This window comes from Candidatus Poriferisodalis sp., assembly GCF_965262965.1.
Classification (GTDB): Bacteria; Actinomycetota; Acidimicrobiia; order Acidimicrobiales; family Poriferisodalaceae; genus Poriferisodalis.
Window position 1 is genome coordinate 3,957,055 of the sequence record NZ_OZ253573.1, and the last position, 26,364, is coordinate 3,983,418.

General features: G+C 67.6%; 20 protein-coding genes, 1 pseudogene and 1 other annotated feature. Of the genes and pseudogenes, 11 read left to right on the forward strand and 10 right to left on the reverse strand.

Going from position 1 to position 26,364, the window contains the following annotated elements; translation table 11 throughout:
- Positions 1–4 precede the first annotated feature (4 nt).
- Positions 5–754: a hypothetical protein gene (locus ACQY5K_RS18905; RefSeq protein ID WP_428118620.1), complete on the reverse strand. Its 750-nt coding sequence runs from the start codon at positions 752–754 to the stop codon at positions 5–7.
- 75 nt (positions 755–829) lie between these two features.
- On the opposite strand from ACQY5K_RS18905, the gene ACQY5K_RS18910 reads away from it, so the two are divergent.
- Positions 830–1,348 (forward strand): hypothetical protein, encoded by a 519-nt coding sequence (locus tag ACQY5K_RS18910; RefSeq protein ID WP_428118623.1) that lies wholly within the window; start codon positions 830–832, stop codon positions 1,346–1,348.
- A gap of 7 nt (positions 1,349–1,355) precedes the next feature.
- Here the strand turns inward: ACQY5K_RS18910 and ACQY5K_RS18915 are convergent, their stop codons facing one another.
- The 6 genes from ACQY5K_RS18915 to ACQY5K_RS18940 are packed head-to-tail and all read right to left on the reverse strand — an operon-like array spanning position 1,356 to position 6,656.
- Positions 1,356–1,949: a hypothetical protein gene (locus ACQY5K_RS18915; RefSeq protein WP_428118626.1), complete on the reverse strand. Its 594-nt coding sequence runs from the start codon at positions 1,947–1,949 to the stop codon at positions 1,356–1,358.
- A gap of 3 nt (positions 1,950–1,952) precedes the next feature.
- Positions 1,953–2,777: a type II secretion system F family protein gene (locus ACQY5K_RS18920; RefSeq protein WP_428118629.1), complete on the reverse strand. Its 825-nt coding sequence runs from the start codon at positions 2,775–2,777 to the stop codon at positions 1,953–1,955.
- On the reverse strand, positions 2,774–3,529 hold the full coding sequence (locus tag ACQY5K_RS18925; RefSeq protein WP_428118632.1) for a type II secretion system F family protein: 756 nt from the start codon (positions 3,527–3,529) through the stop codon (positions 2,774–2,776). The genes ACQY5K_RS18920 and ACQY5K_RS18925 overlap by 4 nt, the downstream gene beginning before the upstream one ends.
- A 6-nt stretch (positions 3,530–3,535) precedes the next feature.
- Positions 3,536–4,813, reverse strand: coding sequence for a CpaF family protein (locus ACQY5K_RS18930; RefSeq protein ID WP_428118635.1), 1,278 nt, complete (start codon positions 4,811–4,813; stop codon positions 3,536–3,538).
- Positions 4,810–5,685, reverse strand: coding sequence for a hypothetical protein (locus ACQY5K_RS18935; protein WP_428118638.1), 876 nt, complete (start codon positions 5,683–5,685; stop codon positions 4,810–4,812). The genes ACQY5K_RS18930 and ACQY5K_RS18935 overlap by 4 nt, the downstream gene beginning before the upstream one ends.
- Positions 5,670–6,656 carry an SAF domain-containing protein gene (locus tag ACQY5K_RS18940; RefSeq protein WP_428118641.1) on the reverse strand — a complete coding sequence of 329 codons (987 nt, stop codon included), beginning with the start codon at positions 6,654–6,656 and terminating at the stop codon, positions 5,670–5,672. The genes ACQY5K_RS18935 and ACQY5K_RS18940 overlap by 16 nt, the downstream gene beginning before the upstream one ends.
- A 398-nt stretch (positions 6,657–7,054) precedes the next feature.
- Between ACQY5K_RS18940 and ACQY5K_RS18945 the strand changes: the two genes are divergently transcribed.
- From ACQY5K_RS18945 to ACQY5K_RS18960, 4 genes are all read left to right on the forward strand, one after another.
- The gene (locus ACQY5K_RS18945) at positions 7,055–12,586 is read left to right on the forward strand and encodes a hypothetical protein (protein WP_428118643.1); all 5,532 of its coding nucleotides are present in this window, start codon (positions 7,055–7,057) and stop codon (positions 12,584–12,586) included.
- 43 nt (positions 12,587–12,629) lie between these two features.
- Positions 12,630–13,697 (forward strand): hypothetical protein, encoded by a 1,068-nt coding sequence (locus ACQY5K_RS18950; RefSeq protein ID WP_428118646.1) that lies wholly within the window; start codon positions 12,630–12,632, stop codon positions 13,695–13,697.
- 116 nt (positions 13,698–13,813) lie between these two features.
- Positions 13,814–14,788 (forward strand): hypothetical protein, encoded by a 975-nt coding sequence (locus tag ACQY5K_RS18955; RefSeq protein WP_428118649.1) that lies wholly within the window; start codon positions 13,814–13,816, stop codon positions 14,786–14,788.
- A 293-nt stretch (positions 14,789–15,081) separates the two neighbouring features.
- Complete coding sequence (locus ACQY5K_RS18960; RefSeq protein WP_428118651.1) at positions 15,082–15,717, forward strand: hypothetical protein; 636 nt, start codon at positions 15,082–15,084, stop codon at positions 15,715–15,717.
- Positions 15,718–16,223: 506 nt separating this feature from the next.
- Here ACQY5K_RS18960 and ACQY5K_RS18965 read toward each other — a convergent pair.
- On the reverse strand, positions 16,224–17,534 hold the full coding sequence (locus ACQY5K_RS18965; protein ID WP_428114714.1) for an IS1380 family transposase: 1,311 nt from the start codon (positions 17,532–17,534) through the stop codon (positions 16,224–16,226).
- Between the two features lie 144 nt (positions 17,535–17,678).
- On the opposite strand from ACQY5K_RS18965, the gene ACQY5K_RS18970 reads away from it, so the two are divergent.
- The 5 genes from ACQY5K_RS18970 to ACQY5K_RS18990 all read left to right on the forward strand — a co-directional run bounded on the left by ACQY5K_RS18970 (position 17,679) and on the right by ACQY5K_RS18990 (position 23,017).
- Entirely contained in the window at positions 17,679–18,998 is a 1,320-nt protein-coding gene (locus ACQY5K_RS18970; protein WP_428122783.1) for an IS1380 family transposase, read from the forward strand.
- A gap of 220 nt (positions 18,999–19,218) precedes the next feature.
- A complete protein-coding gene (locus ACQY5K_RS18975) occupies positions 19,219–20,073 on the forward strand; it encodes a hypothetical protein (RefSeq protein ID WP_428118653.1) in 855 nt (284 codons plus the stop codon).
- On the forward strand, positions 20,012–20,614 hold the full coding sequence (locus ACQY5K_RS18980) for a hypothetical protein (RefSeq protein ID WP_428118656.1): 603 nt from the start codon (positions 20,012–20,014) through the stop codon (positions 20,612–20,614). Before ACQY5K_RS18975 ends, ACQY5K_RS18980 begins: the two co-directional genes overlap by 62 nt.
- Positions 20,536–21,540 (forward strand): hypothetical protein, encoded by a 1,005-nt coding sequence (locus tag ACQY5K_RS18985; RefSeq protein WP_428118658.1) that lies wholly within the window; start codon positions 20,536–20,538, stop codon positions 21,538–21,540. The genes ACQY5K_RS18980 and ACQY5K_RS18985 overlap by 79 nt, the downstream gene beginning before the upstream one ends.
- Positions 21,521–23,017 carry a hypothetical protein gene (locus tag ACQY5K_RS18990; protein ID WP_428118661.1) on the forward strand — a complete coding sequence of 499 codons (1,497 nt, stop codon included), beginning with the start codon at positions 21,521–21,523 and terminating at the stop codon, positions 23,015–23,017. The genes ACQY5K_RS18985 and ACQY5K_RS18990 overlap by 20 nt, the downstream gene beginning before the upstream one ends.
- Before the next feature lie 182 nt (positions 23,018–23,199).
- Here ACQY5K_RS18990 and ACQY5K_RS18995 read toward each other — a convergent pair.
- Together ACQY5K_RS18995 and ACQY5K_RS19000 are read right to left on the reverse strand one after the other, a co-directional pair.
- Positions 23,200–24,126, reverse strand: a pseudogene (locus tag ACQY5K_RS18995) (IS1380 family transposase); the annotation flags it as partial.
- 22 nt (positions 24,127–24,148) lie between these two features.
- Positions 24,149–24,808, reverse strand: a complete 660-nt coding sequence (locus ACQY5K_RS19000) for a transposase (RefSeq protein WP_428118663.1) — start codon at positions 24,806–24,808, stop codon at positions 24,149–24,151.
- A gap of 57 nt (positions 24,809–24,865) precedes the next feature.
- Between ACQY5K_RS19000 and ACQY5K_RS19005 the strand changes: the two genes are divergently transcribed.
- A protein-coding gene (locus ACQY5K_RS19005; protein WP_428118666.1) for an IS3 family transposase occupies positions 24,866–26,175 on the forward strand; the annotation gives its coding sequence in 2 pieces (ribosomal slippage) (positions 24,866–25,145 and positions 25,145–26,175; 1,311 coding nt in all).
- Positions 25,144–25,272 (forward strand) — a sequence feature (AL1L pseudoknot). (Overlaps the previous gene by 129 nt.)
- Positions 26,176–26,364: the final 189 nt, after the last annotated feature.

Genomic DNA, 26,364 nt, shown 5'->3' on the forward strand with positions numbered 1-26,364 from the left:
GTGCTCAGCCGCCGAACGCCGTACGCGTGGGCAGCGATTCGGCAAAGATCCGCGCCGCGTTGTCGTTTTCGGGGCGGGCATCGAGCGGCGCGAGGTCGAGCAGGTCCCCGCAGGCCGGCTGTGGGGTTGCTTCGGCGGCGGCGGGCAGGGGAAGAGTCCCGATGGCCTCTGTGCTGATCGGAAGCCCGCGTGGCCACACCTGCGACGCGGCCCAATCGGTTGTCGCCCAGTCCGCGGCGAGCCCGAGATGGACGGCATCGGCGACGACGGCTCGACCTCCCGCGTGACACGGCAGACTGGCAGGATGGTCGCCGTTGGGGGTCGTCGCATGCGCAGATGCGGCATACGCGCTGCTGTAGAAGCCCGCGACGGTCATCCCATCGAGACCGCTCCCCGACAGACCAGTGAGCAGAGACTCCGTGAGTGTTTCGCAGGCGTGCTGGAGTTCGTGTCCCAGCGCCGCGAGATCGCCGTCCCCGGTGTCATGGTCCAAGGGGGCACAGTCAGGGAAGAACCAGCCGACAGGCCCGTAGTCGCGGCCTTGGGCGTCGCGCCATGCGACGGCAAGCGATGCAAGGTTCTCGGCAGCGGCATCAGCTGCGGATTCAGCTGCGAGTCGTCGCGGTACGGCCGCAGCCACCACGGCTGCGAACACGCAGACCGGCACCATCAGCATCACCAGCAGGGTCACGGCGCCTCCCGCCTCGTCGCGGCTGCGCCTCGTCTGCGTCGCCCGCCGGGCGTGTGCGCTCACCGGCAGCCTCCTGACGCCCGCAGCGATGAGCGCGGCGAGGTCCTGCCGCTGCTGATTCTGTGGCCGGGGATAGTCGTGCTCCTGTTGCTCCTCGCGGCACAAGCGTTCTTGGTTGCCGGCGCGCGGGCGCAGGCCGACGCAGCGGCCTCGGAGGGCCTGCGCGCGGTCTGGGAGGCGGTCGGCGATGCGGGCTTGGCGTACGCCGACGACGGCAGCCTGCACACCGGCAGCGAGCCGCACCCGCGTGCGGCCGTGATGTCGGCGGCCGCCCACGACGCAGTCGCGCAGGCGGCGTCGGGCAGCGCCGGAGGGTGGCGCTGGTGGACACCGGGTACGGTGACGGTTCGCAGCGATTGGTGCCATAGCGGCGTCCGCTCGGTTCTGCGGCCGGGTCCGGGCGAGCCGGGCTGGGTTCGCGTGACGGTGTCGGGCGATGTGTTCGGGCCGTTCAGCGCCCTGTGGCCGGGCCGGCAGGATCGGGTCCATGCCGCAGCAGCCGGCCCAGCCGTGCTGGTGCCGCCGGCGGCCTCCGAGTCGATCGGTGTTGACGACGGCGGCCTGCCGTCGGTGCCCGTCGATCTGCCCGAGTGCTGAGCCACGGTCATGGTGCTCGATGGCGGATCTGGCACACCCAGCGCCCGGAAGTGTGCGTCGGGTCTTCGCCGTTTGCAGCAGGCGTCGTGTCGGGCGTTTGGGGGGACTGAGTGGTGACGTCGACCGCAGTGGTCGGCGACGGCTCGGTGACCGGCACTGCAGTCTGGACCGGAGCAGGGATCTCGACGGGCACCCTCAGCCAAGTCCATTCGGCGTCGCTGATCGCGTCGGCGTAGGCAGATTCGAGGGCTTCGCATTGCCGTTCGAGCGCGACCAGCGCTGCGGTCGCGGAAGCCGAACGTTCAGCATCGCCGTCTGAGGTTTCCAGCGCGATCAGTTGGGCCGCCCCATTGCCGGAGATGCGGGCCGCTGCGACGCCTGCATTGATGAGCCTTGCGTCGGCGTCTCGATTCACGTAGCTGGCGTCGTCGATGAGGCCCTGGAATCCGATGGCCATGACTGCGGCGAATCCGCCCGCGGCTGCAATGACGAGCAGCCATTCCAGCGTCACGAGTCCTGCTATGTCGCGGCCAGCAGCAGTCCGAGGTGCACCGGAGTGCTCGGCCTGCTGCGCCTTCGGGCGTTCGGTGAGCGGCACCATCGGTCAGGGAGCGTTCGCGACGATGCCGCCGGTGAGCGACACGAACGGGGGGTAGATGAGGATCGCCGCGAGCGCGAGCGCGACGGCAGTGGCGGGCAGGACGATGATCTGGTTGCGACGCTCGGCGGCTTCGCGTTCGCGCTGCATGGTGTCGCGCCACAGGTTGTCGGCTGCGGCTAGGACGGCGTCTGCCATGCGGGTGCCGCGGCGGGCAGCAAGCCCGAAGGCGCCGACCGCCTGGGTAAGACTCACCAGCCCGTAGCGCTCGACGAGTTCGCTCAAGCCGTCCGATGCCGGCCGGCGCTCGTTTTGGGCGCTGAGGAGGTGCCGATGCAGAAGTCGCCAAGTGGGACGCTTACCGGCTTGGGCGGCGATCAGCATCGCGTTGGCTGGCTCGGCGCCGGCAGCGACTTGCTGAGCGGCGAGCACGATCCACAGCCGGACGACTTGGTCGAGCTCGACGCGAGAGCGTTTGGCAGCGTCTTTGACCCCTTGGTAGGGCACCAGCCATCCCACCAGCGTGCATAGCGCCACAGCGGCGACCGCCGCGGTAGCGGTGCTGGTCCACCACGCTGCCGCAACGGCGCCCGCAGCCAGCCCTCCGGCCAGGCCGGCAACGCGCTGCGTCAAGTACGCCTGATACGTCACTCCCGCGAGCAGCAGATCGCTGGCCCGGCTCGGCTTGGGCTCGGGGAGCAGTCCCCACACGTCTGCTGACGCAGTGCGCAACGACCTGCGGGCCGGCTTTCCGGTGAGCGCAGCCACGACGAGCCCAAGCCCGCAGGCGAAGGCCGCTCCGTCGAGCACTGCTGCGATCGCGGCGTTCACAGCGGGTCAGGGGCGCGGCTGGCGCGTTTGGGGGCGACCAGTACCGACGGCTCGGCGCGCACGACCGAGTGGCGGACCAGGAATGCTGTGGCGCCGAGGAGCACGAATGCGATGAGCAGCAGCACTGCTTGGCCGGTGGGTGTGCGGTAGGGCTCGAAGTAGGCGGGGTTGTTGCGGTACATCAGCGTCACGACGCCGCCTGCCAGTGCGAGCAGCGCGATGGTCTGGGTCCACAGCTGCACCACGGCTTCGGTGCGTGCGCGGTGCAAAGCGACGATGTCGCCGATGCGTCCGGCGAGGTCGCTGAGCGGTCCGGCCAGCGGCCCGCCCGATGACGCTGCGATGCGCAGTCCGGCGGCCGCTTCGGGTTCCCACACCTGGCCGACGGCAGCAAGCTCATCGGTTGCGGCGCGCAGCCCGACCAGGCGCGCGGTTCGAGCAGCGCGGCTCACGGTGGCGGCGATCTGGGGCGGGGCGTGCTCGGTGCTGGCCGCCAGCGCGTCTCCGAGCCCCGCGCCCGAGCGGGCCAGCTCGGCGATCTGGCGTGTCCAGGCCTGCCATGCCAGTGCCTCTGCGGTTTGGCGCCGGCGCCGCGCGGGTGCTGCGATGAATGGCGGGAGCAGCATCCCCAGGCCCCCGGCGAGCACGGCCATGCCCCATAGCCGGGTCGCCCACAGGCCGCCGCCGATGCCGCCGGCTGCGGCGACGGCTTGGACAACCCACAGCCTCCCGAAGCCCACGACGTCCGTCATCGCCGCTCAGGCGTCCTGGGGCCAGGTTGTGACGTCGAGGCCGCCCTCTGTGAGGCGTTCGGCGAGTTCGGGGCTGCGGGGGCGGCCGACCGGCTCGAGCGGGCCGGTGCGCTGGCGGCGTGCGTAGATGTCGTGGGTCTCGAATCGGTCGTCGGGTGCGCCGAGCACTTCGGTGATCTGGCGGACGCCGCGGAAGCCGGTGTGGGGGTCGCTGCCCATGTGCACGACGAGGTGGACCACGTCGGCTGCTTCTTGGACCAGCGCGGACTGAGCCCCGGCCAGGCCCGATCCCATGCAGTAGCGCACGAGCCGCATGAGCGCCTGGCGGGGCGACGACGCGTGAATGGTGGCCATGGAGCCGTCCGAGCCAGTGCCGCACGCGGACAGGAACGTGGCTGCTTCGGGTCCGCGCAGCTCCCCGACGATCACGCGGTCGGCGCCCGAGCGCAGGGAGCGGCGGGCGAGCTCTTCCATGGTGATCTCGCCTTCGCCGTCGCTGTTGGGCTCACGGGTCTCGGCAGCGAACGTGTACGGGTGTGTCTCGTCGAGGAACAGCTCGAAGGTCTGCTCCAGAGTGCACACCACCTCATGGGCGCCGATCTCGCCCAGCAGCGCCCGCAGCAGCGTGGTCTTGCCCGACCCCAGCGCTCCGCAGACGAGCACATTGGCCGGGCCAGGGGGCCGCACCGCCGCCGCGAGGAAATCTGCCGCGTCTGCGCTCAGCGAGCCGCCCGCCGCCAGGTCGTTGAGGCGGATCAGCCGGTGGCGGTGGCACCGCACGGTGAGATACGGAGCGCCGCACACCTCCATCGCCGCGAACACCCGCTCTCCGGTGCGCAGGCGCAGGTCCAGCAGCGGCGCGGACGCATCGAAGCGCCGCCCGGTCTGGCCGTGGGTGACCGCCAGGTGGGCAATGAACCCGATCATCTCCTCCGCGTCCGCGAACGGCGGCTCCGCGATCGTTTCCTGGCGGCCTCCCGACAGGCCCAGCACGCCCAGGTGCGGGCCGAACAGCCAGATGTTCTCCACGTCGTCTTGGCGCAGGAAGCCTTCGAGCGGGCCGGTGCCCAGCAGCTCTTCGAGCCGGCTGTCCAGCCACGATGCGTCGTCGTCGCTCAGCGATTCGCCGCGCGCATCGAGCGCCTCGGCCTCGCGCCCTCGGGCGATGCCCGCCGCGATCTGCCGGCACGCGTCGGCGACTTCGGGCAGCGGCTCGGCCGCGTCCAGCCGGTAGCTCTGCACCTCGGCGAGCACCTCGCTCCAGATCGACGCCGTCAAGGTCACGAGCCCGCCTCAGATGGCGATCTGTCCGGTGTCCGGCCGCCGCCGGCCGCCGTGTCCGCGGCGACGCATCGCCCCGCTGGTTCCTCCACGCGATCGGCCGCGGCCCCCAGGCGCCCGGCGACGCCTGCGAGCGCTTCGAGCAGCACCCGGTCTCGCTGCCGCGGCCGTGCGCCCAGCAGTGCCGCCGGGCGCACCCGGCGGATGCCGCCGATGAGCGGCGCGCTCGTCCCCAGGGTCGGCGTATTCGCGCTCAGGCTGTGCGGGCCGGTCCCTTCGACCTCAGCGGTGAGCAGCCTGGTTTCGGGGTCGGGCGCGAAGCGCAGCCAGAATGCGGCCCCCACGGCACGCAGCCCGCCCGCAGGGGCGGTGCCCGGCGCCACGGCCAGCGTCAGGCGCTGCGAAGCAGCCTGCATCAGCGGCTCATATGAGGGCGCCGTCGGCCCGGGCATCGACACGATGACCGCCCAGCGGTCTGCCAGCGCGGCCAGCTCCCCGCAGCGGTCCGCCAGCCAGCCCGCCGTGCGACGTGCCCCGTCGGGATGAGCCGGCGCTCCCAGCAGATGCACCGAGCCGCCGCCCTCGGTCGGCAGCAGCCAGCAATGTCGGACGACGGTGTCGGCGCTGAGCGATGCACGCGAGGCGATGAGCGACGGCAGGCCCCGCTGCGCGGGTTGCAGCGCCAAGCGGGCCGCGGCGCCGATGCGCCCGCTGAGGCCGGTGCCGTGCGCGTCTGCGTCCACCAGCAGCACGTCGCGGCCGGTGTGCGCCCACGAGCGGGCGACGGCCGTCGCGACTGCTCCGGCATCGAGCCCGGGCGCAGCCAGGCTCGCCCCGTGGGTGTCGCGCACGGCCAGCATCAGCCCTGTTCCCATGCCTGCTGCCATCGGTTGTTGAGCTGCTCGGCGACAGCGTCGGTGTCGGTGCCGGGGGGGACCCTCAGCACCATGGGCGCTGCGCCGAGCTGTTGAGGCAGCGACTTCCACCACACCCATTCGGCGGGTTGGGCCCAGACGCCCAGCACACCGTCCTCGTAGTGCTCCAGTCGCACGGCGCGTATCACCGAGCGGGGCCGCCCGCCGTCTGCGCTGCCGCGGGGCGCACCAGGATCGATCAGCAGCGCCAAGTCGCCCTGCGCGATGCCCGAAGGAGCAAGGCTCAGATCCACCGGCGTCAGCACTTCGAGCTCGCCGGGTGCAGCCTGGTCGCGCCATTGCCCGCCGAAGGGCTGCAGGGCTGCGGTTTCCTGGGAGTAGGAGGCTGCCCACAGCTCGTCGAGATCTGCAGCCAACGCTGCGGCGTCGCCGCCCAGTGGCACCGGCAGCGCCATCGGCGGTGCGCCCAGCTCGCCGGGCAGCGCCCGCCACCACACCCATTGCGCAGGCGGCACGAACAGGCGCATCGCCGAGCCGTCGAAGGCGGCGAGGTCGAGCGTGCGGATCACTGATCGGGGCCGTCCCGCCCGTTCGCGCGACGGCGCCGCACCGGGGTCCACCAGCAGCACCACGTCGCCCTCGCGCACACCAGAAGGCGCCAGGCTGGTGTCGAGCGGCACCACGACTTCGAGTGCGTCCCCGAACGCGCGGATCGACGGCTCGACCAGCAGGTGGGTGCCCACCAGCGACCCGGCAGGCAATGCGTGCCCGACGGCGAGCCCGGCCAGCGTCTCGGGCGCGCTGGGGGTCCACGCGATGTGCGGAACGTCGCCCAGCATCACCTGCGCCGGCGCCAGATCGGTGGCGCTGAGCACATGGCCCCGGGGGAGATCCCGGGCTGTCACCACCACCGCGATGCGCTCGTCGAACGCCGCTGCGGTCGCCCAGAACCCCGCGATGCTGGCTGCCATCAGCGCCGATCCGCCGAGCCCGACAAGGACGCGTTTGGCCGCACGGGGCAGCCGCCGACGCGTCCTCGCCGGCGTGGCGGCCCCGCCGGTCCCTGCCGAGGCAGACGGCGCTTGGGCCTCCTCACGCATCGCAAGAAGCCGCCGCCCAGACGCAGCCGAAGCCGAATCCGCGGAGATCCGGGTTGTTGACAGCGACGTTGTCGAGGGTTACGTTGCCCCGCTCATGGCCCCGACCCGCCCCACGACCGACGGAATTGCGAGGGGGGGGGGGTAAAAGCAATTCCCCACCGCGCCGCGCGACCCGCGCGCGACAGCGGAGAGTCGGCCGGCTGGGCTGGGCGTCGCGGCTGGTAGTTGCGACCCTCGTCGCGACCTCGGTCGTTTCCGGCGTCGGCGCCGTGCCGTGGCTCGAACGAGCAGAAGACTCCAACGGTGACCTTGGCCCGCTGGAGATCACTTGGGGCAGCCTGGCCGGCGAAGCCGGGGCTGCTGTGTCGTCGGGGACGCCTGGGCTGAGCTGCCCGGCGGGCATGGTGGTCGACGGGAACCTGTGCAAGACCCCCGCCACCGAGACCGTGCCGCTCACGCGGGTGTGCGCCCAGGAGGGCTATGAGCTGGTCACTGACACCGGCGAGCTGGGGACGTCTCATAGCTGCCAGAAGACGGTACCGGCGTACTGCACGGACGGCAAGGTGCTGCACCAAGGTCAGTGCCAGACCGAGACCACCAGCGAGACCACCGAGCAGCGGGACGCGGATTGGACCTGCAGCGAGGGCACGCTCGTGTCGGCGTTCGTGGACCCGGGCTACACCTATTCGTGCCGGGTGACGCTGGATCCGCCCGAGTGCCCCGCCGCGGAGTCCTATCGCACGACTCCCAGCAATGGCTGCTATCGGTCCGAGTCGTACCACCAGACCGCGGGGTATGTGTATTCGTGCCCGTCGGGGTACACGCTGGCGAACGCGGGCGAGGGCCAGTACTGCGAGAAGTCGGTGTCGCCGTACTGCCCGGGGTCGCTGACCTATCGCAACGGTGCCTGCTACAGCACGTCGTCGTACTACCAGACCGCGGGGTATGTGTATTCGTGCCCGTCGGGGTACACGCTGGCGAACGCGGGCGAGGGCCAGTACTGCGAGAAGTCGGTGTCGCCGTACTGCCCGGGGTCGCTGACCTATCGCAACGGTGCCTGCTACAGCACGTCGTCGTACTACCAGACCGCGGGGTATGTGTATTCGTGCCCGTCCGACTACACGCTGACGAACGCGGGCGAAGGGGAGTACTGCTCCAAGACCGAGACGTACCGGCAGCGGGTGTGCAGCTTCGACCCGATAGCGGGCCAGCAGTGCTGGTACGAGACCCGCACCCGCACCGTGACAACGGACGCGACGCGTTCGTGCCCGTCGGGGCATTCCGCGAACGGGGCGAACTGCCGTGCGGACAGCCCCACCACGACGTACACGCTGAGTTCGACGTCGCCGATCACGACGGCGACGACGAGCGCGACGCGTTCGTGCCCGTCGGGGCACTCGGCGAACGGGGCGAACTGCCGTGCGGACAGCCCCACCACGACGTACACGCTGAGTTCGACGTCGCCGATCACGACGGCGACGACGAGCGCGACGCGTTCGTGCCCGTCGGGGTACACAGCGAACGGGGGTCTCTGCCGCGCCGACACGGCGTCGACGCGGTGGGCGGCCGCCGGCAGCACCCCCGCCACGAGCCGTACTGATGACGCCCAGCGGTCGTGCGCGACGGACTACGCGTGGAACGACACCAGCGGCAAGTGCGAGAAGACGACCACCACCACGACCTATTCGAATCCGACTGCGCCGCTCACCACGGTGGTGGGCGACCCGCCGGCGGTGTCGTGCCCCGACACCTATGCGCCCGCTGGGGGTGGCCGCTGCTCGCGCACCACCCTGGGCCCGCCCACCGCCACGCCGACCGGCGCGGGCTGCATCGAGGACTTGGGCACGCTCGGCGCGGGCGCCGTGTCTCGCAGCGGCACATTGGCTGCGGGCTGTGTGTCGCTGCGCAAGGGCGACGCGCAGTCGCCGTACTACGCGCGCCGGTTCTCGCTGCGAGTGTCGGCGGCGTCCACCGCGGCGTTCGCGGTGTCGTCGGCGGCGGCTGATGTGTTCGTCTATGTGCTGTCGGGCTCGGGCTCGAACGTCACCGAGGTGGATTCCGACGACGACTCGGGCGTCGGCACCGACGCGAAGGTCACCGACGTCGCGCTGGCGGCCGGCACCGTCTACACGATCGAGGTCACCACGTCGACGGCGAGCGTCACCGGCGCGTTCACGCTGTCGGGCACGATCGCTGCTGTCGAGCCGCCGGTGGTGATCACCGATCTCGCGGACCACACGGGCTACGGCTTGGCGGGAGCGACGGTGACTGCCTCCGACGAGTTCGCCGTGGAGCCGGCGGGTGCGGTGTGCACCGCTACCACCGTGACTGTCGGGGTCACGCCTTCGGTGTCGGCGGGCACAGCCGCGGACAAGCGCAAGGTGAGCCTCGCGCTCGCGGCGCCGTTCAGCCACGAGGTCACCGTCAGCTGCGACGCGGCGGGCCGCACAGCCGCCCAAGACACAGCCACCCTGGCGGGCAAGGCGGCGATCGGCTCGGTCACGGTCGCATCGGGCACAGCATGCACCGGCACCGCCGCTGCGCGCTATACGTGCACAGTGCCCCAGGGCGGCGCCTTGTCGGTGACCGTCACGGCGCAGGGCGCTCACGACGGGCTGTCGCTGGGGTGGGCGGGTTCGGGGGGAGCGTCGGTGGGAACGCCGACCCAAGCACCCGCAGCGACGGTGCCGTCGGTGGGGTACTCGCGCACCTCGGTCGCGACGCTGTCGTGCACTGCCGACGGCACCGTCACAGTGACGATCACCGCTGGCGCGGTCGCCAGGACTGTCGCCGTCGGCGTGGACTGCGCCGTTGCGGCCGACCCGTGCGACGACCCGCTGGGCAGCCTCGCCGACGGCGTCACGACCCGCAGCGGGACGATTGCTGCCGACGTGTCGTGCATATCGCCTCAGCGTCGTTCGGGCAGCACGAGCACGTATTACGCGCGCCGGCACGCGTTCTCTCTCGACGCTGCGGCGACGGTCACGATCGACTTGGGCTCGGCCTCGTCGAACGCATCCAGCCTCGACACCTACCTGCTTCTGCTGGGGGGCCACAACGCAGGCACCGGCACCGTGGAGGGCCGCAACGACGACCGAGGCGGCGGCATCCGGGATTCGCGCATCGCCGACAGGCGGCTCGCCGCCGGCGACTACACGATCGAGGCCACCACCTTCCGCAGCCGCCGCACGGGCGACTACGACCTGAGCGTCACCGTTGTGTTCGATCCGGCGGTCGAGTCGGTCACGGTGGCGTCGCGGGGCGCGTGTGAGCCTGATGCGGGCGCTGCGCCCCATGGCGTCGACGTCGCGCTGGAGTGCGAGATCGTCAATGGCCAGACCGCAGCCGTGGCCGCTACCGCGGTAGCGAACCACGCCACGATCGGCTTGGCGTGGGCCGCGGCTGGCAGCGCGTCGGTCGCCGCTGCGGCGACGCCGGCAGCCACTGCGATCTTGGGGCCCGACAGCGTTGCGGCCGGCGACTGGCAGACCACCGCATCTGCGGACCTGTCGTGCACCGCGGACGGCACTGTGACCTTGACGGCCACGGCGGGACCCGCGGGCAGCGCCGACAGCCACATCACCCGGCTGGAGGTGGACTGCGTCGACCCGGTCACGATCACCGGCCTCGACGGCGCTACCGAGTCCGGCACAAGCGCTGTTACCGTCAGCGACACCTTCACCGTCAGCCCCGCTACCGCCGGGTGCACCGCATCACCGGTCGGCACCATCACCAGTCCCGCCGGCGGCGCGGCGGGCGACCGCGTCCTCAGCGCCGGCCTTGCCGCGCCCGCAGCGGCGACGATCACCGTCACCTGCACGAACGACGGCCGGGCCGACGGCGTCGAGGATGTGGTGTTCACCCACGCAGGCGCCGTGACATCGCTTGGCGTGCGGGCGGTTGAGGGCGGCCGCTGCGAGCGAGAGTCGACTACGCCACCGGGTGTTGACGTTGGGTATACGTGCGTGACGGCTCCGGGCCGTGCCTTCCGGGTAGCGGCGGATGCCTCGGCCACTGCGAGCGGGTTGGCCGTGGCGTGGTCGGTGAGCGGCAGTGTGACGGTGAGCGGCGAGGAACCGGTCACGGTCACGCCGAGCTTGGGGCCGGACGGCTCAACGACGTGGCATCGTGCATCGACGGCGATTCTGGCGTGCACGGGCACGGGCACGGGCACGGTGACTGCGACTGCGACGCTGCCCGACGCTGCGTCCCAGACTGCGCGTGTGTCGGTGTCGTGCCTCGACGCCGTGGAGATCGCCGGCCTGCAGGACACGACCCGTGCCGGCGTCGGCACGTCAAACGTGGCTGACAGCTTCGATGTCACGCCGGCGACTGCTATGTGCTTGCCGACTGTTGGAACTGTCACGACCGACACGACTGGCACGCCCGGCAACCGGATTCTGACGGTGCCGCTGACGGCGCCCGATTCGGAAGAAGTCACTGTCACGTGTACTGCTGCAACTCGCGCAGACGCCGTGCAGACCGTGACATTCGCTGCCGTGAAGCCCTGCAGTGATCACTTGGGGACGCTGCAGCCCGGCGCGGTGACGCGCTCGGGCACGATCACGGCCGACTCAGGGTGCACTTCGCCCCAGCGCTGGCGTGACGGGGGCAGCTCCACGAGCCGCTACGCGCGCCGCCACACCTTCACGCTCACCCAGCGGGCCCGGGTGACGATCGAGCTCGGATCCGCAGCGTCGAACGCGTCCAGGCTGGACACCTACCTGCTGCTGCTGGAAGGCCACAGCAGCGACGGCACCGGCACAGTGCTGGGCCGCAACGACGACGTCGGCTCCGGGCACGGCACCCACCGCTACAACTCGCGGCTGTCCGGGGTGGAGCTCGCTCCGGGGGACTACACGATCGAGGCCACCACTTACGGCACCCGCCGCACCGGCGCATATGACCTGGCGGTGTCAGTCACGACCGTGAACGGCATCAGCAACAAGATGCATGTGGTGCAGGGCGAGGCCACCCGGTTCGAGTTCGGCTATGCACCGGCCAACGCTGTCCTCACCGTGCCTGCGGACGCCCAGACTCGCGCGAGTGCAACCCTCGCCTACGGTGGCGGCTCAGGCACTCTCACCATCACCGGCACCGCCACGGGGACCTATGCGGTTCGGCTCGACGTCGCCGTGCCCCGCACCGCAGCTGCGACAAGCGGCGCCAACGGCGCGAGGGCCGCGGCACCCACTGTCGCGACGCACGCCGCAGCCGGCCATGCCGCCAAGGGCACAGTGTGCCCGGCGGGCAACACCGTGGTCATCGGCGGCTCCAGCGTTTGCGCCAGTGGTGCAGGGCCGTCGCTGACGATCCGCAAGAGTTCCACCGTCACGATTCCACAGAGCTGCATCACCAGCGTCCCGCTCGGACGCTGGTACCTCACCACTCAAGCATGGCCCACAGACACCGCCTGCGTCGTGCCCGTAGGTGGGACAGACCGTCGAGCTCGGTACTACGCGTTCGAGGTGCGCGAACTCACCGCCGAGGTCACCATTCGACTGTCCTCCGGCGACCAAGACACCCACCTCGCCCTGTATGCCAATGATCCCGTCGTCGACGGCCTCAACGCGGTTGACGTCAGCGGTGACGTGCGGGCGTCCAACGACAACGCATACGACCCCGCAACCATGACCGGATATTTGTATCTGGACGGCAAAGCCACCGACTCTCGCATCCATGCGACGCCCAGCCGAGGCGTCTACGCCATCGTCGTCACCTTGGCAGCCGGCGCCACTCCTGGCGTCGGCGACCAGTACACGCTCAACATCAAGGTCCCCTATCCGCGGCCTGGCTCCTAGAGCCGCAACGACGCGCCCACGCGCTTTGGCGCACGGAGGCCACATGACCAACAACACACCGATGAACCGCCGACGGTTCCTCGCCGTCGTAGCGGGCACCAGCGGCGCCGTTGCCGCCGCGGGATTCGGCGGCTGGCGACTCTTGGGCGGCCATGGCACCTCGAAACGTGCGGTCACGGCATTCAACGTTGACCCCGGTGTAGACGTTGTCCAGGTCGAAGCGGGATTTGCCGATGCCGCCACTTGGAAGAACGAACTGCTCACCCTGAGACCTGGCCCACCGGGCACAGGGATCACTGTGCGGTCAGAAACCACCGGCGAAGACCACGCAGTTCAAGCACCAGACGACTTCGAAGCACGCTGCATCGGAGTCATTGACGACACCATCGTCATCGGCGGACATCGGTTAACAGAGACCAGTTCACTTGAGTTCGAAGCGGGTGTCGACTATGACACGTTGATCGCTCAAGCAGGGCCCGAGTCGGAACGTCTCGCATCGCAGCCGGGACGACCGATTGGAACAACACATAGGCACACTTTTGCTGAGCATTTTCCGACCGTGGTTGCGACACACAATCTGGCAAGTTGGGCAAGTAGAGAATTCGAAGTCGGTGTTGGCACCGGCGGTTCGGTCGGTGCTGTTGTCGGAGACGGAAGTTATCTTGCCGTTGATCACTACGCATTCGCCGAGATTCAAGATTCAATCATTGAGGTAGCAGTGGTCAATGCTCACGATGCGTTCAAGGGAGTGTCATCCATACACAGGTCGATTCCGCTCGATCACGGAGCACTTCGAGGAATGTCCAGCACGACGCATGAGGAAATACTCATCGTGGAGGACCGCTTAGGCACACGCGGCTATGGAGCAGACGGCCGAGTCATCTTCGATATCGGAACAGACCGTGCATTACTGGGAGTCACTTCAGCGGGTCATCACACTTATGTATCTACTGCCGATATGGCCGGGCAGCGACGACTCCTGACGTATGTTGATGGCTTGCACATAGCTACTCGATTAGAGAACATTGGCCTTCCAATAATCCACCGACTGTCAAAGGATATCGCGATATCAAACCCGTCACCAATGGAAGAGATAATACGCCGTTCTTAGGCGACGGCGTTGTTTGTCTATCTGCCGCAGCTACGTGTGCATAGGCGGCCTTTGGCCACCCGGAACCAAAAGGTTCCAGATGAGATTGCAGAGATGCAGCTATAAATTTGAGGAGCATGAGTGATATGGCCGATGCAAATGATTGCATTTATGGTGCACCCACAGCCATTAATACCAAAGGGAATGTCAGACTCGCGATGGATGGCCAGTATTCACTGGGTGTCGAGCTGAGGCTCGTTCGGGATTGGACTGGCTGGGATTCTTCTTCGAATGGGCCCGTGTGCCGTCTTACATCACCGACCATTGATGAGATTCGCAATCGAAGCGGGAATGCGATATATGCTGGCACTTCAGGCGATCTGTATTGCCATCTATCTCTGTACTCGCCGCTCCGCTCATTTGTTGAGAACACGAGCTATTTTTCTCGTACCTATGGTCCGCAGCATGGTCCGATAGTCATTCTTGGTCTTGACAAGGCTCAACGTGATACGCTACGTTACAGAACAACAGAGAATCCCGATGGTACGAAAGGCAAACGAGTTCGAGGCAGTTATCACTATGAAGGCAAGGCATTGGATATTCATTGGATTGAATGGAATGGCGTCGGTGGGGCCATAGCAGCGAGGCCTTGTAACGGCGCTGGTGATGCATTAGACACTGTGACTCGTCGCCGTCTGATCGCGGTCGAGGCAGGATTACGTAAGTGGTTCGGCTACGTACTGAACCGAAACATTGGAGGCCACCAGAATCATTTTCACGTCGGCAACGGTTGCCCGGAAATAGCGCTCCGCATCAAGCGCGATAGTGCCAAGTGGCAACACACTTCTTGCCACTTCTTTATCCAAGACTGCATTGCGGCATTTAGTGATGTTGTAGTCGACTACGACGGTTCTTGGAATCCTGACACTCTCAATGGACGTGCAACGGTCGAAGGCTATCACACGCTGTTGTCAGATCTCGGTATGGAACGGCTCGACCCGAGAACCAACTGTAATGAATACATCATGTTTCTAGATTACATCATGATGCACGGCTTCGCGAACGCGCGAGCTGGCAAGTACCGTTGGGAAGGCGGGGCACTGCCCCGCTAGCGTGGAATACGGAGATGCGCAGGGACCATATTGTCAGCCGATCTTTATTAGCACTTGTGTTCGCGTGTGCAATGATTGTTGCGAGCGCGGACGCGGAAGCACGAGCCGAAACGGAACAGTATGATGATACAAGTAGCGTCGATAGTCTAGCACCCGGCTCGCCATTCAGGGGAATCGTTAACGTCGCTTCTGGTGATCGACCGACATGGCCCGCTGATGATCCTGCTGCGCGCGGGTATTCGCACATATTCCAATATTGGAACGTGACACATGCTCGTTATAGGGAAGTTCCGTTGGGTGATGTGACGGGATGTCTATTGGCTCCGACCGTTCATAGGGATCGGATAGATTTTGTTTCTGCTAATGGTGCGGCGGGGAACGCACTCTATAGTATTCCGTGGGGCGATGAGGCGTATCCTCAGTTCTGGTTCGATAGCGAATATCTGACAGATAGAACGTTGGAATTCCCGGAATGGTTGCAGATTGACCTGGTGTCAACGAATTCCGGCAGCGACGCGGAGCGCTATTGGATGAGAGTCTCGATTGCGGATCAAACGCGTTGGTATGGCATATATCGTGGTGGTTTGAGAGCTGTCGACGCGGCGGATCTCGTGGAGGACGACACTGCAATCGAACAGGAGCGGATGCATGGCGGACCGACACCGCTTTTCGACGGGAGTGATGGCCAGCACTACGCATTTCGCGTCCGCGAACCTAGTGATACATCCTGCCCGTTCGAATACGGTTTCGTGGTGGATGGCGTCACTGGAAATGTCATCACCTGTGGTGAGGCGTTTGGCGGGCCGGTACTTGTCAATCAAGCGGTTGATCGCGTGGACGGTTCCCGATTCATGCTGCCACGCCCGGTGCGCTGGCAGGTGTGCGAAGACGGTATCGATCTTCGGCTAATGCAAGAGCCGCGGCAATGATGCGCGGTTGCGGGCTCTTCGACGGGCCTTGGTCGCTTCCTGCTGTAGTACTAGTGGCGCTATTCGGGTGTGTCACTGGCAGCTGCGCAGTTGATGACGCGGACCCGCCGCAAATGACAGCCACACCGCCTTGGACAACGCGCAGCGCTGTTGTACCAGGCACCTCTTCGCCGACGATCGCCAGACCGTTAGCCCTGATTATTCACGAGCCGGGCGGACTGGGCTGTCGGGGTCCGCGGAAAAGCCCCTCTGACCTGCAACGATGCATGTCCGCGAAGAACGCATCTGGCAGTTCAGGGGGGCATCTCCGAGGTGAAACTTAGCCTGAATCCACCGATTGGCTGTTGGTGAGCGTGGGGTTTCTGGGCTGGTGGCGGGTTGGGGTGGTGCGGTGTTGTTGGGGGTGTGGTTTGGTGTGTTTGGGCGTGTTCTGCTAGGGGTGCGGGTGTGGTTCGGGGTTGTCGACGCTGGGTTTGTGTGGGGGCGTCAGTTCCGGGCTGTGCTGTTTAGCCGGAGGGTCCGGGCAGAGCCCTGAGAGCGTTGAGCGTGGCTGTGAATTGTGTTTCCCAGGGCCAGCGGGCGGGGTATCGCAGGGTGGGTGTGCCTGATCGGTTCACCAGCACGGCGGCGAGTGCGACGAGTCGGGTGCGGCGGGAGCGGTTGGTGGCCGCCGGCGCGCCGGCGAGCGTGGCGCTCCAGTGGCCGATGTTGTGGGCGAGCGCTGCGCAGGCGAGCCATGCGCAGTTCGCGCCGTAGTGGCCTGAGGGGACGTGTTCGAGGCCGGAGCCTTCTTTGAGGTCGCGGATGGCGAGCTCGACCACGGCGTGGCCGCGGTGGAACTCATCCGCGGCGGCGGTGTCGTGGTCGGTGTTGGTGATGAATGCGTGGTGCCGCCAGTCGGGCCACAGTCGTTGCTGTGCGCCCTCGGCGAGGCGGGTGCGGCGCACCACGAGACGAACGGTGCGCTTGGCTTTGCCGCGGCCGGTGGTGTATTGGGTCTCGGCGACCTGGGCGCGGCCGTCTTTGGTGTAAGCGATGTCGGCCCACGCGTCGTCGCGGATCGCTTGGATCGCTGTGCGCACAGAGGATCTGAGGGCGACGGTGATCGACCATTTGATGTCGTGGGCGTCGAGACGGTCGATCAGCTTCCATGACCAGAACCCCGAGTCCCCGCGCACCGTGACCGGCCCGCTCGCCCCGGCCCGCCGCAGGCTGGCGACGAGCTCGTCGGCGAAGCGCACCACGCCTCGCGAGGACCCCGCGGAGCCTTTGCGCATGCGTGCGCCGAGCACCTCGCGGGTGTCGGCGCGTGCAGCGAGCAGCGGGTGATAGCCGAGCACGCTGGTGTAGCCGTACGCGGCGCCCTGTTTCTGCTTGCCGTGGACCTCGCAGATCGTGGAGTCCAGATCGACCACCAGCGGCGCCTTGCCGGGGCCTGCGCCCAGCGCCCAGGCGCGAGCCAGCGTGCGCGACGCCACCGCTTCGAGCTGGCGGACGTGACCGAACGTGAACGTCCGCAAAAACGACCCCACCGTCGAGGGCGCCATCGGGGCGAACCCCAGCACCCGCCCGGTGCGTCCGGCGCGCAGCATCTCGACGTGATCGATGTGGGTGCCGCCAGCGAGCATCGCGGCGACCACGGTGCAGATCTTGGGACCCGGGTTCGCGGAACCGGTGCGCACCCACCGCTCGATCAGCCCCAACAGGCCCAGACGGGCCATCAGCGTTCCCGCCAGGATCAGGCCCGCGTTGGCCACCAGGCCCTCATGATCGAACGTCGTTGCGAACCGGTCCAGACTGCGCGATGATCCAGACACAAAAAGTGCCTCCTGTTTTTGAGACGAATGTGACAACGAACATCACAATCGTCGCAGATCAGGAGGCCTTTTTCGCGGACGCGGCAACCCACACACACCCACCGAATCGGTGGATTCAGGCTTAGCAGTGTCACAAACGCGCGTCTGGCAGGCGGCGGGGACCGTGTGGTGTGGGGCGTCGGGCTGTTCGCTTTGGGCGGGTTCGCGGACCGTGTCGGGCTGACCGAGGCGCTGTCGGCCGCGGTGCCCCCACGCGGCGAGCGGGCCCCGGTTCATGACCGGGGCCGGGTGCTGGTCCATGGGCTGTTGATGCTGGCCGGCGGCGGTGAGGCGTGCACCGACATCGAGCATCTGCGTGCTCAGCGGGAGCTGTTCGGCGACGTCGCGTCGGACTCGACGCTGTACCGCACCGTCACGGGCCTGGGCGAAGGCGGCGCCGCGGCGCTTTTGGGCGCGGCCGCAGCGGTGCGCGAGCCGTTGTGGGCCGATCATGACCGCAGCGGGCCGCTGGTGGTCGACATCGACTCGACGCTGGTGGAGGTCCATTCGGAGAACAAGGCGGGAGCTGCGCCGCATTACAAGGGCGGGTTCGGGTTCCATCCGATGGTGTGCTCCACTGCGGACGGGGAGCCTCTGTGGATCAAGCAGCGGCCCGGCAACGCCGCCGCGAACGACATCGCCGATCACCTCGAGGTGATCGACGCCGCTGTGGCGACGCTGCCCGAGCCCGACGCCGTGGGTCACCGCGAAGGCGACGGCGAAAGTCTCGTGGGGCGTCCGCTTGTGGTGCGCATCGACGCCGCGGGCTGCTCGCCCAGACTCGCCGCAAAGCTGCGGGACCGCAACATCGGCTATGCGGTGTCAGCGCGGTCGGCTCCGGGCGTCGAAGCAGCGATCCGCTGCGGCCTGGGCGACCCGGACCGCTGGCACAACGTTCCGAAGCGGCCCGGCCAGCGCAAGCGGCGCGGTGCTCAGGTCGCGGACCTCACCGACCTCGCGGACCTGTCGGGCTGGCCCGAGCGCACCCGGCTGGTGGTGCGCCGCGAGCCGCGCCACCCCGGCGCGCAGCGCAGCCTGTTCCCCAGCGAGAACTTCCGCTACTGGGGATTCCTCACCGACCAGCCCCGCAGCGCCGTGCAACTGGACAAGCTGATGCGCTCACACGCCGACATCGAGAACGCCGTGTGCCGGCTCAAAGACAGCGGCCTGACGCGCATGCCGTTCACCGACTGGCACGCGAACAGCGCCTGGGCCGCCATGTGCATCATCGGCCTCGCGCTCGTCGGCTGGTTCCAGAACGCCTGCCTCACCGGAGCGCTGCGCCGCGCAGCCCCCAAACGGCTCCGCTGGCAGCTATGGCACCTGCCCGCCCTGATGTGCCACAGCGCACGGCGCGTCCTTTTGCGCCTGCCCGAACAGCACCCCGGCGCCAAAGCGCTCCTCGCCATCGCCCACCCCCGCTGACCCCCCAGCCAACCGGTCCCGCGCGACGCCTGCCCCCGGCGGGACAGCCCCGCCACGCACCCACACCCACCCGACACCGCCTGAGCACCAACACCGAGGCCACCGGCTCCGCCGCGACGCTCCCGTCGGCGCCCCAACAGCCCCACACCACCAAACCAGACGAAAAGCACACCGAAAATACGATCAGCAGCATTCTCGTGAATAATCAGGGTTAGAGACGGTGGAAACGGATCGTGAAGCCGTCAGCATCGAAGTGCCCGGGTCTCGACACCAGTCGGCCGAGGTCACGTCGACGACGCAGCCGTGGCTGACACTCGAGCGCGATGATGACGCGTGGCGCCGTTTCGAGAATGGTGCCGCACCACAGTGGCCCTTCGTGGGTCTGGTTCAGCTGTGGGTTGATGCCATTGATACCAGCGCTTATCCCAACGGCCGTCAAGCAGTTTGGCGTCTGCGCTATTGGGACTTACGTCAGGCTGATGCAGTTGGTACGGAAGTACCGCTGCGCGGATTTAGTCCCGTATGCCCGGGTCGCATTGCATTGGTCTCGAGCGGACCTGATGGCATAGAGATTGGCGAGGCAGGCAGCTTGGGTAAGGTTTCATATTTGGTGCCATGGGGTGAGACCGCGCGACGAATAGACAAGCCATCGGAAGCACTTGTTGCAGAGGTGCATTTGCGTCCCTCCAATGTGGCGGCGGCGTTGAGCGGCGATGTGTTGTCGCTTGAGTCAGGCGGATCCAGCACGACTCATGTGATACGTCAGCCGAGACGACTTGATGGCCACAGATGGTCGGTACAAGCCCGCCATGATGGAGACTTATTCGTAGTAACGGTGCATCCGGCCCATCTGGGATGCTATTCTGGTGTGACGTGGCTGAGCTTGGCCTCGACCGGTGAAGTATTGGTCTGCGGGGCGAACACATGGGCCACGAAATTCATCGCGCCAACTGATCAACGTATCGGTGAACTTGTGCTGCCGGATTCGAACAGTTTCGGCACCGTTCTTGACTGTGCCCCCAAGCTTGACGTGGCGTACCTACCGCTTGCAGTCAAGACCCGAAGTTCCCGTTGAGGACGACGATTCGGTCACGGTCACCGCAGGCACGGTGACCAGAACCGTCGCCGTCGGCGTGGACTGCGCCGTCCCCTCGGACCCGTGCGACGACCCATTGGGCAGCCTCGCTGAGGGCGTCACGGCTCGCAGCGGGACGATCACCGCCGACGCGTCGTGCACATCGGCTCAGCGCCGCGTCCCCATCGCACGGCGCGTGTACTACGCGCGCCGACACACGTTCACCCTCGACGCCCCCGCCACGGTCACCGTCGATATGGGCTCGACGTCGTCGATCGCCTCGCGGCTCGATACCGACCTGCTTCTGCTGGGGGGCCACAACGCAGGCGCCGGCACCGTGGAGGGCCGCAACGACAACGTCGGCGGCGGGCACGGCACCGACTATCGCAACAGCCGCTCGGGGAGTTCGGCAGCCTCGACGAAGAGGATTCCGAGCCCGGGGATCTGGAGATCGATCCGCGCATGTGGCCTGCGTCGGCGTTCTACAACCCGGGCGTGGGCATGTGGCAGATCGACGACGCCGGGCTGTATCCGTACCTGAATCACGGCGAGCGGGCCTCCACGGTGATCGGCGGCCGCAACGTCGCTGACCAGTTCCGCGACGCGGCCTGCGGTGTCGCTGATGCGGCTGAGCGGCTAGTCGCAATCAAGAATGAGCTCAACCATTGGCATGCGTGCACGAGCGGCACCAGGAACACAGCCACGATGCGGCATCCCAGCTATCCGTGCCTCGAGGCCGACGACAATCGCGCCTCCTACAGCCGCCTGTATGTTGAGCCGCAGGTGGAGGTCGGCGTCGACGGCTTGCACGTCACGACCGACCATAATCCGGGCGAGTATCAGATCGCCGGCGGAGTGCATGCTTGGAGGTGCCGCTGGGGCAGCAGCGGCGAGATATTTGACTGCTGGTTCTATGACACGACGTCGCCGGAAGGGTGGCTCGACGCGTACGACCCGCAGGCGAACAACAACGACTCGTGGAAGTACTCTGCCTTCGACAGAACAGACAAAGACGACATCAGGCTGGCCAGAGCACGCTGTCCTGATGAAGTGGTCGTCTCGCTGAGCGAGGACGGCGACGAGGACGAGGACCGGGTCATGATGGCGTGGTGCCGGATCCGCAACCCGCTGGCGGCGCCGTTCTTCGCGTTCACCGAGGGCGGGTTCCGGTTCGTGGTGTTCCCCAAGTCGGTGCTCGCGTCGCTCAGGGTCGGCTCGGGCTCGACGGCGCACACGCTGATCAAGCGCGTGCAGGAGAACCGAAACGTGCGTCTTGCGGCAACTTTGGCCACGGCGGTGCCGTCGTGGGAGCGCAATACGCACGGTGGACAGGAATTGCAGGTGCAGGTCTGCGACGGCGCATCAGCGGAACTCGGCCAGTCGCCGTCGGAATGCCCGTGGGTGAGCGCTAACGACGCCGGGCTGGCTCGCAGGCTGGGGGTGAGCGATGGCCCGTCATTCCGCTGAACGATCGCGCACAGCCGCCCTCGGGGCGGGTCTGGGCTGCGTGCTGGTCGCGTTGTGGCTGATGGCGGCCGGGTGCGACGGGCAGACCGTCGGTGAAGGCTCGGGTGACCCTGCGGGACCCGAGGAGACGGTCCGAGCTTCGGATGCAGCGGACGGCGGAAATCGGGGTGGCGAGCCTGAGCCGCCCACACAGGAGTCGGCTCCGCGGCCGGCGGCGGGCCCGAGTCGGGTCGGGGCCACGTTCTCAGCAGCAGCGGTGCCATTCGGGGACGCGGATCTGCATTTGGGGGCGCGCGACGAGCCGGGAGCGGTCGTGATCTGGCCCGGGCTCGGGGATGCTCGGGGTGCGCTGGGCAGCGATCAGGGTGCAAAGCCCCATTTCGAGCCCGATGCGCTGGGGCGGGTGCTGGATCTGTGCGTGCGCGAGGAAGCCCACGCAGGGCTCAGGGGCACCATCTTGGAGCCGGGCGAGCCGATGGACTATGAGGCGCTGATCTGGGTCCGCAACAGTCAGTCTGGGCTCGGCTGTTATGGCGAGCCCAAGAGCGAGGACCCCGGCGGCCGCTGGTTCTACCTGACTCCGGGCGGGTCCAGCGGGTATTTCGAGACCCGCGAGCAGGCACTGCAGTGGCGTCAGGACCAGCGCGAGGAGTACCGCAACACGCTGTCGCCATGGGAATACCCGATGGGTTTCATCAACAATGCAGTAGTCGAGTTCATCGACAAGCCCGGCGACAGCGTTCATGGGATCCGGTACTCCGATGCGGACGACCCGATCGACGAGGTGCGGCTGCTGGCCGAGTCGGTCGCGGTGCGCGACGGGGTGCTGCGGGGGCTGGTGCGGAACTGGTCGCGCGCTTTGTGGGCGTACGGAGTGACGGTCAGCGCTGGCGGCAAGTCGTGGCGGTGGCCGCTGTCAATCCAGCCCGGCGGGGTCGCCCCCTTCGAGATCGAGGGCTGGGACGGCCCACAGGACCCCGACCAGATCGACCTCGCGGTCGCTGCGCAGATGTCGCCCAAGGCGGACCTGTCGCGCTCGTACGAGTGGTACAACCAGAAGCCGTTGCCTCCAGAGAGGATGCCCGACCTCGAGCAGTTCGAACGCGATCACGGGTATGAGCCCGGCATCGTGCGGCTGGTCGACGCAGAGCGCTGGATGACCTCCACCGCGAAGTTCCGGGTGCCGGCATCCCATCCCAGCTTCGCGGATCACATCGGGCCCGACGAGCGAGGACGCATGGCGAGCGTCGGGCAGGCGTTCACCGCCGACGAGCTCGTCAGCTACCTCGCCTACATGCAATTGCAGGTCCCCGAAGGTGGTGACCTTTACGAGGACGGCCGCTCCGTGGTGTTCGAGGTCGTCGAGCAGCCCGTGTTCTGGTCACCCGACGACATGGACGTCCATGTGATTTGGTTCGGTTCAGGCTACGTGAGCGACCTCGCGTGGCTCGGGCTTCCCGACCCTCACACCCGCTAAGCCTGAATCCACCGATTGGCTGTTGGTGGGTGGGGGTGGCTCGGCTGGTGTGGGGTTGCGTCGTTGTGGTGGCGGCGGGCGGTGTGGCGGGGCGTGCGTGGTCCGGGTTGGCGTGTGGGGGCTGGGTTGTGTGCTGGGCCTTGGGGTGTGGTGCGCGGCGCGGCTTGGCGCGTGTTGGCGGTTCAGCAGTGCTGGGCCAGGTTGCGGATCTGGTGCAGTGCTGTGGTGAACTGGGTGGCCCAGGGCCATCGGGCGGGCAGCCGCAGGGTCGCTTGGCCGCTGCGGTTGACGATTCGTCCGGGGATGGTGAGCAGGCGTCGGGCGATGGTGGCTGCGACGGTGAGCTTTGGGGGTTCGTGGATGTGGCCGATGCGGGCGGTCCAGCGTGCGATGTTGTGGGCGAGGGCGGCGAACGCGAGCCAGGCGGCGTTGGCCGCGAATCTGCCTGAGGGGCTGTGCGCGAGGTCGCCGGCTTTGAGGTCTTTGATGGCCAGTTCGACGCGTGCGTGGCAGCGGTATCGGGCGTCGGCTGCTTTGGCGTCGAGGTCGCGCTCGGCGATGTCGGTGACGACGGCGTGGTGGCGCCAGTTGGGCCACAGATCGGCTTGTGCGCCGACGATGCGGGTGCGGCGCGCCACCAGGTGCACTGTGCGTGCCGGCTTGTCGGCGCGGCGGCGACCGCTGGTCAGCGTCGTGGCGGCGACCTGGGCCTCGCCGTCGGGGGTGTAGCCGATCGGGGACCAGTCTGGCTCGCCGATCGCCGCGATTGCCCTGTCGATGGCGGGGTTCGGGGCGACCGCGATCAAAAGGCGCGTGTCGAGCCTGCCGAGAGTGTCGATCAGGTCCCAGCTGAAGAACCCCGAATCGGCGCGCAGCGTCAGGGCCGCGTCGGGCGCCAATCGGCGCACCCTGTTCACGGTCTCAGAGACGAAGCGCGCACGGCCCCGCTGGGAGGACCCTTTGCGCATCCGGGAGTGCACGATCTCGCCGGTGTCGTCGCGGGCCGCGACCAGCGGGTGATAGCCCAGCGTGGCGGTGTGACCATAGGCGGCGCCGTGCTTCGCGTCGCTGTGCACCTCACAGATTGTGGAGTCGATGTCGATCGTGACGGGAGTGTCAGACGCTCCCTTGTCAAGCGGCGAGTGTGTGGGTGGGGTTTCTGGCGGTTTCGCCGCGCCACATTCGGCGGATGACCCGGTTGGCGAGCTGTCGTTTGTGGGCTCGTCGTGCCTCTCGCCGGGTCTTGCCTTCGGTGGCTTTGCGGGCGAGGTAGGCGGCGGCTTCGGGCTGGCTGCGCTGCTGGGTGACCGACGCGATGTAGAGGACGCTGTTGATGCGTCGGTTGCCTCTGAAGTCGAGCCGGTGCTTGACCGGGTTGCCTTGGCCTTCGCCTGAGGACAGCGCGACGGCACCGGTGCCGCTCCAGCGGGCGAACTTGGACTCGCGGTCGAACCGGCGGGGGTCGCCGACCTCGCACAGCAGGGTGGCGGCTGCGATCGGGCCGATGCCGGTTTCGTCGCGCAGGGTGGTGCCGTGGCGGTCTGCCAGCCCGTCGATGAGACGCTCAAGGCGGCGGATCTCGCGACGCGCTGTGCGGTCCTGATCGATGAAGGCTTGTAGCCATTCGAGGCGGTACGCGCCGGCGGGCGTCGTGTCGATGTCGGGGTCGATGTGGGCGAGGCGGCACAGCCTGCTCTCGATCTTGCCGTCGCTGGTGAGCTGGTCACGGATCTCGGTGGGCAGCTTCGCGGTCTGGTCGGCGACATGGTGCAAACCCAGTGTGCGGCCCACTCCCCGCACACATCTTCACTGTTTGGTGGAGGCTCTGTTCCTTGAGAGGATGGAGCAATGCCAGGAAATCGGAGATATCCCGCCGAGCTGGGTGGACGTGCGGTGCGGATGGTGCTCGACAATGAGCGCCTGTACGGGTCGCAGTGGGAGGCGATCTGGTCGGTCGCGGAGAAGCTGGGGCCGACGCCTGAGACGGTGCGGCTGTGGGTTCGCCGAGCTGAGATCGACGGCGGGACCCGCCCGGGCGTGACGACACTGGAGCGTGCTCGGATCAAAGAGCTCGAAGGCGAGAACCGTGAGCTGCGCCGAGCGAACGAGATATTGAAGGCGGCGTCGGCTTTCTTCGGGGCGCAGCTCGACCGCCAGTCGAAGCGATAGCGGCGTTCATCGGCGCCCATCGGCACCGGTTCGGGGTCGAGCCGATCTGCGCTGTGGTGTGCGAGCACAGCGTCGGGATCGCCCCGTGCGCCTATTACGCAGCCAGGTGCCGGCCGCCGTCGGCGCGGGCGCAGCGCGACGCCTGGTTGCGCGCAGAGATCGCTCGTGTGCACCGGGACAATTACGACGCGTACGGGGCGGCCAAGGTGTGGGACCACCTCAACCGCGTCGAGCACATCACGGTGGCTCGCTGCACTGTGGAGCGGCTGATGCGCCAGCTGGGCCTCGAAGGGACCCGCCGAGGCGCCACGGTGCGCACCACCGACCCCGACCCCGACGCCGACCGGCCAGCGGACCTGGTGAACCGCGACTTCACAGTGCGGGCCCCGAACCGGCTGTGGCTCGCGGACCTCACCTACGTGCGCACCCGCAGCGGACCGGTGTACGTGTCGTTCGTGATCGACGCCTATTCGCGGCGGGTGCTGGGCTGGCAGGCCTCGCGGTCGATGCGCACCGAGCTGGCGCTCGACGCCCCCGAGACGGCCGTCTCGGGGCGCCGCCGCGACGGCCGCAGCACCGAGGGGGTCACCCATCACAGCGACCGCGGATCGCAATATCTGTCCATCCGCTACAGCCAGCGGCTCGACGACAACGACATCGTCGCCTCGGTCCGCAGCCAGGGCGATCCGTATGACAACGCCATGATCGAGAGCTCCAACGGCCTCTACAAGTGGGAGCTGATCTACCCCCGAGGACCGTGGCAAGGACTGCGCGATGTCGAGTTCGCCACCCTCGAATACGTCGACTGGTACAACCACCGACGCAGCCACAGCGCCCTGCTCGCCGGCCGCGGCAACTACACCACACCCGCCGAACACCAAACCGCCTACTACCGCCAAACCGTCACAGCCACCCCGGCCGTGACTCAACAACCCGAATCTCTACTCAACAGTGAAGATGTGTGCGGGGAGTGGGCCGTCGACGTCTGACTTGCTACTGAACTGGCCCTGCGCGTTGTGGGTGCCTTGCCTGGGACTCGTCGATGTCGCCGGCCCGCTTCTTGGACTTGTCAGCTGCGGCCGGTCCGGAACGAGCGACGTGACCTCATAGGAACCTGTGCCACAGATGCCTCATCACTGTTATGTCCGTCCCGTTCCGGCACGCGAGCCGCTCCGAGA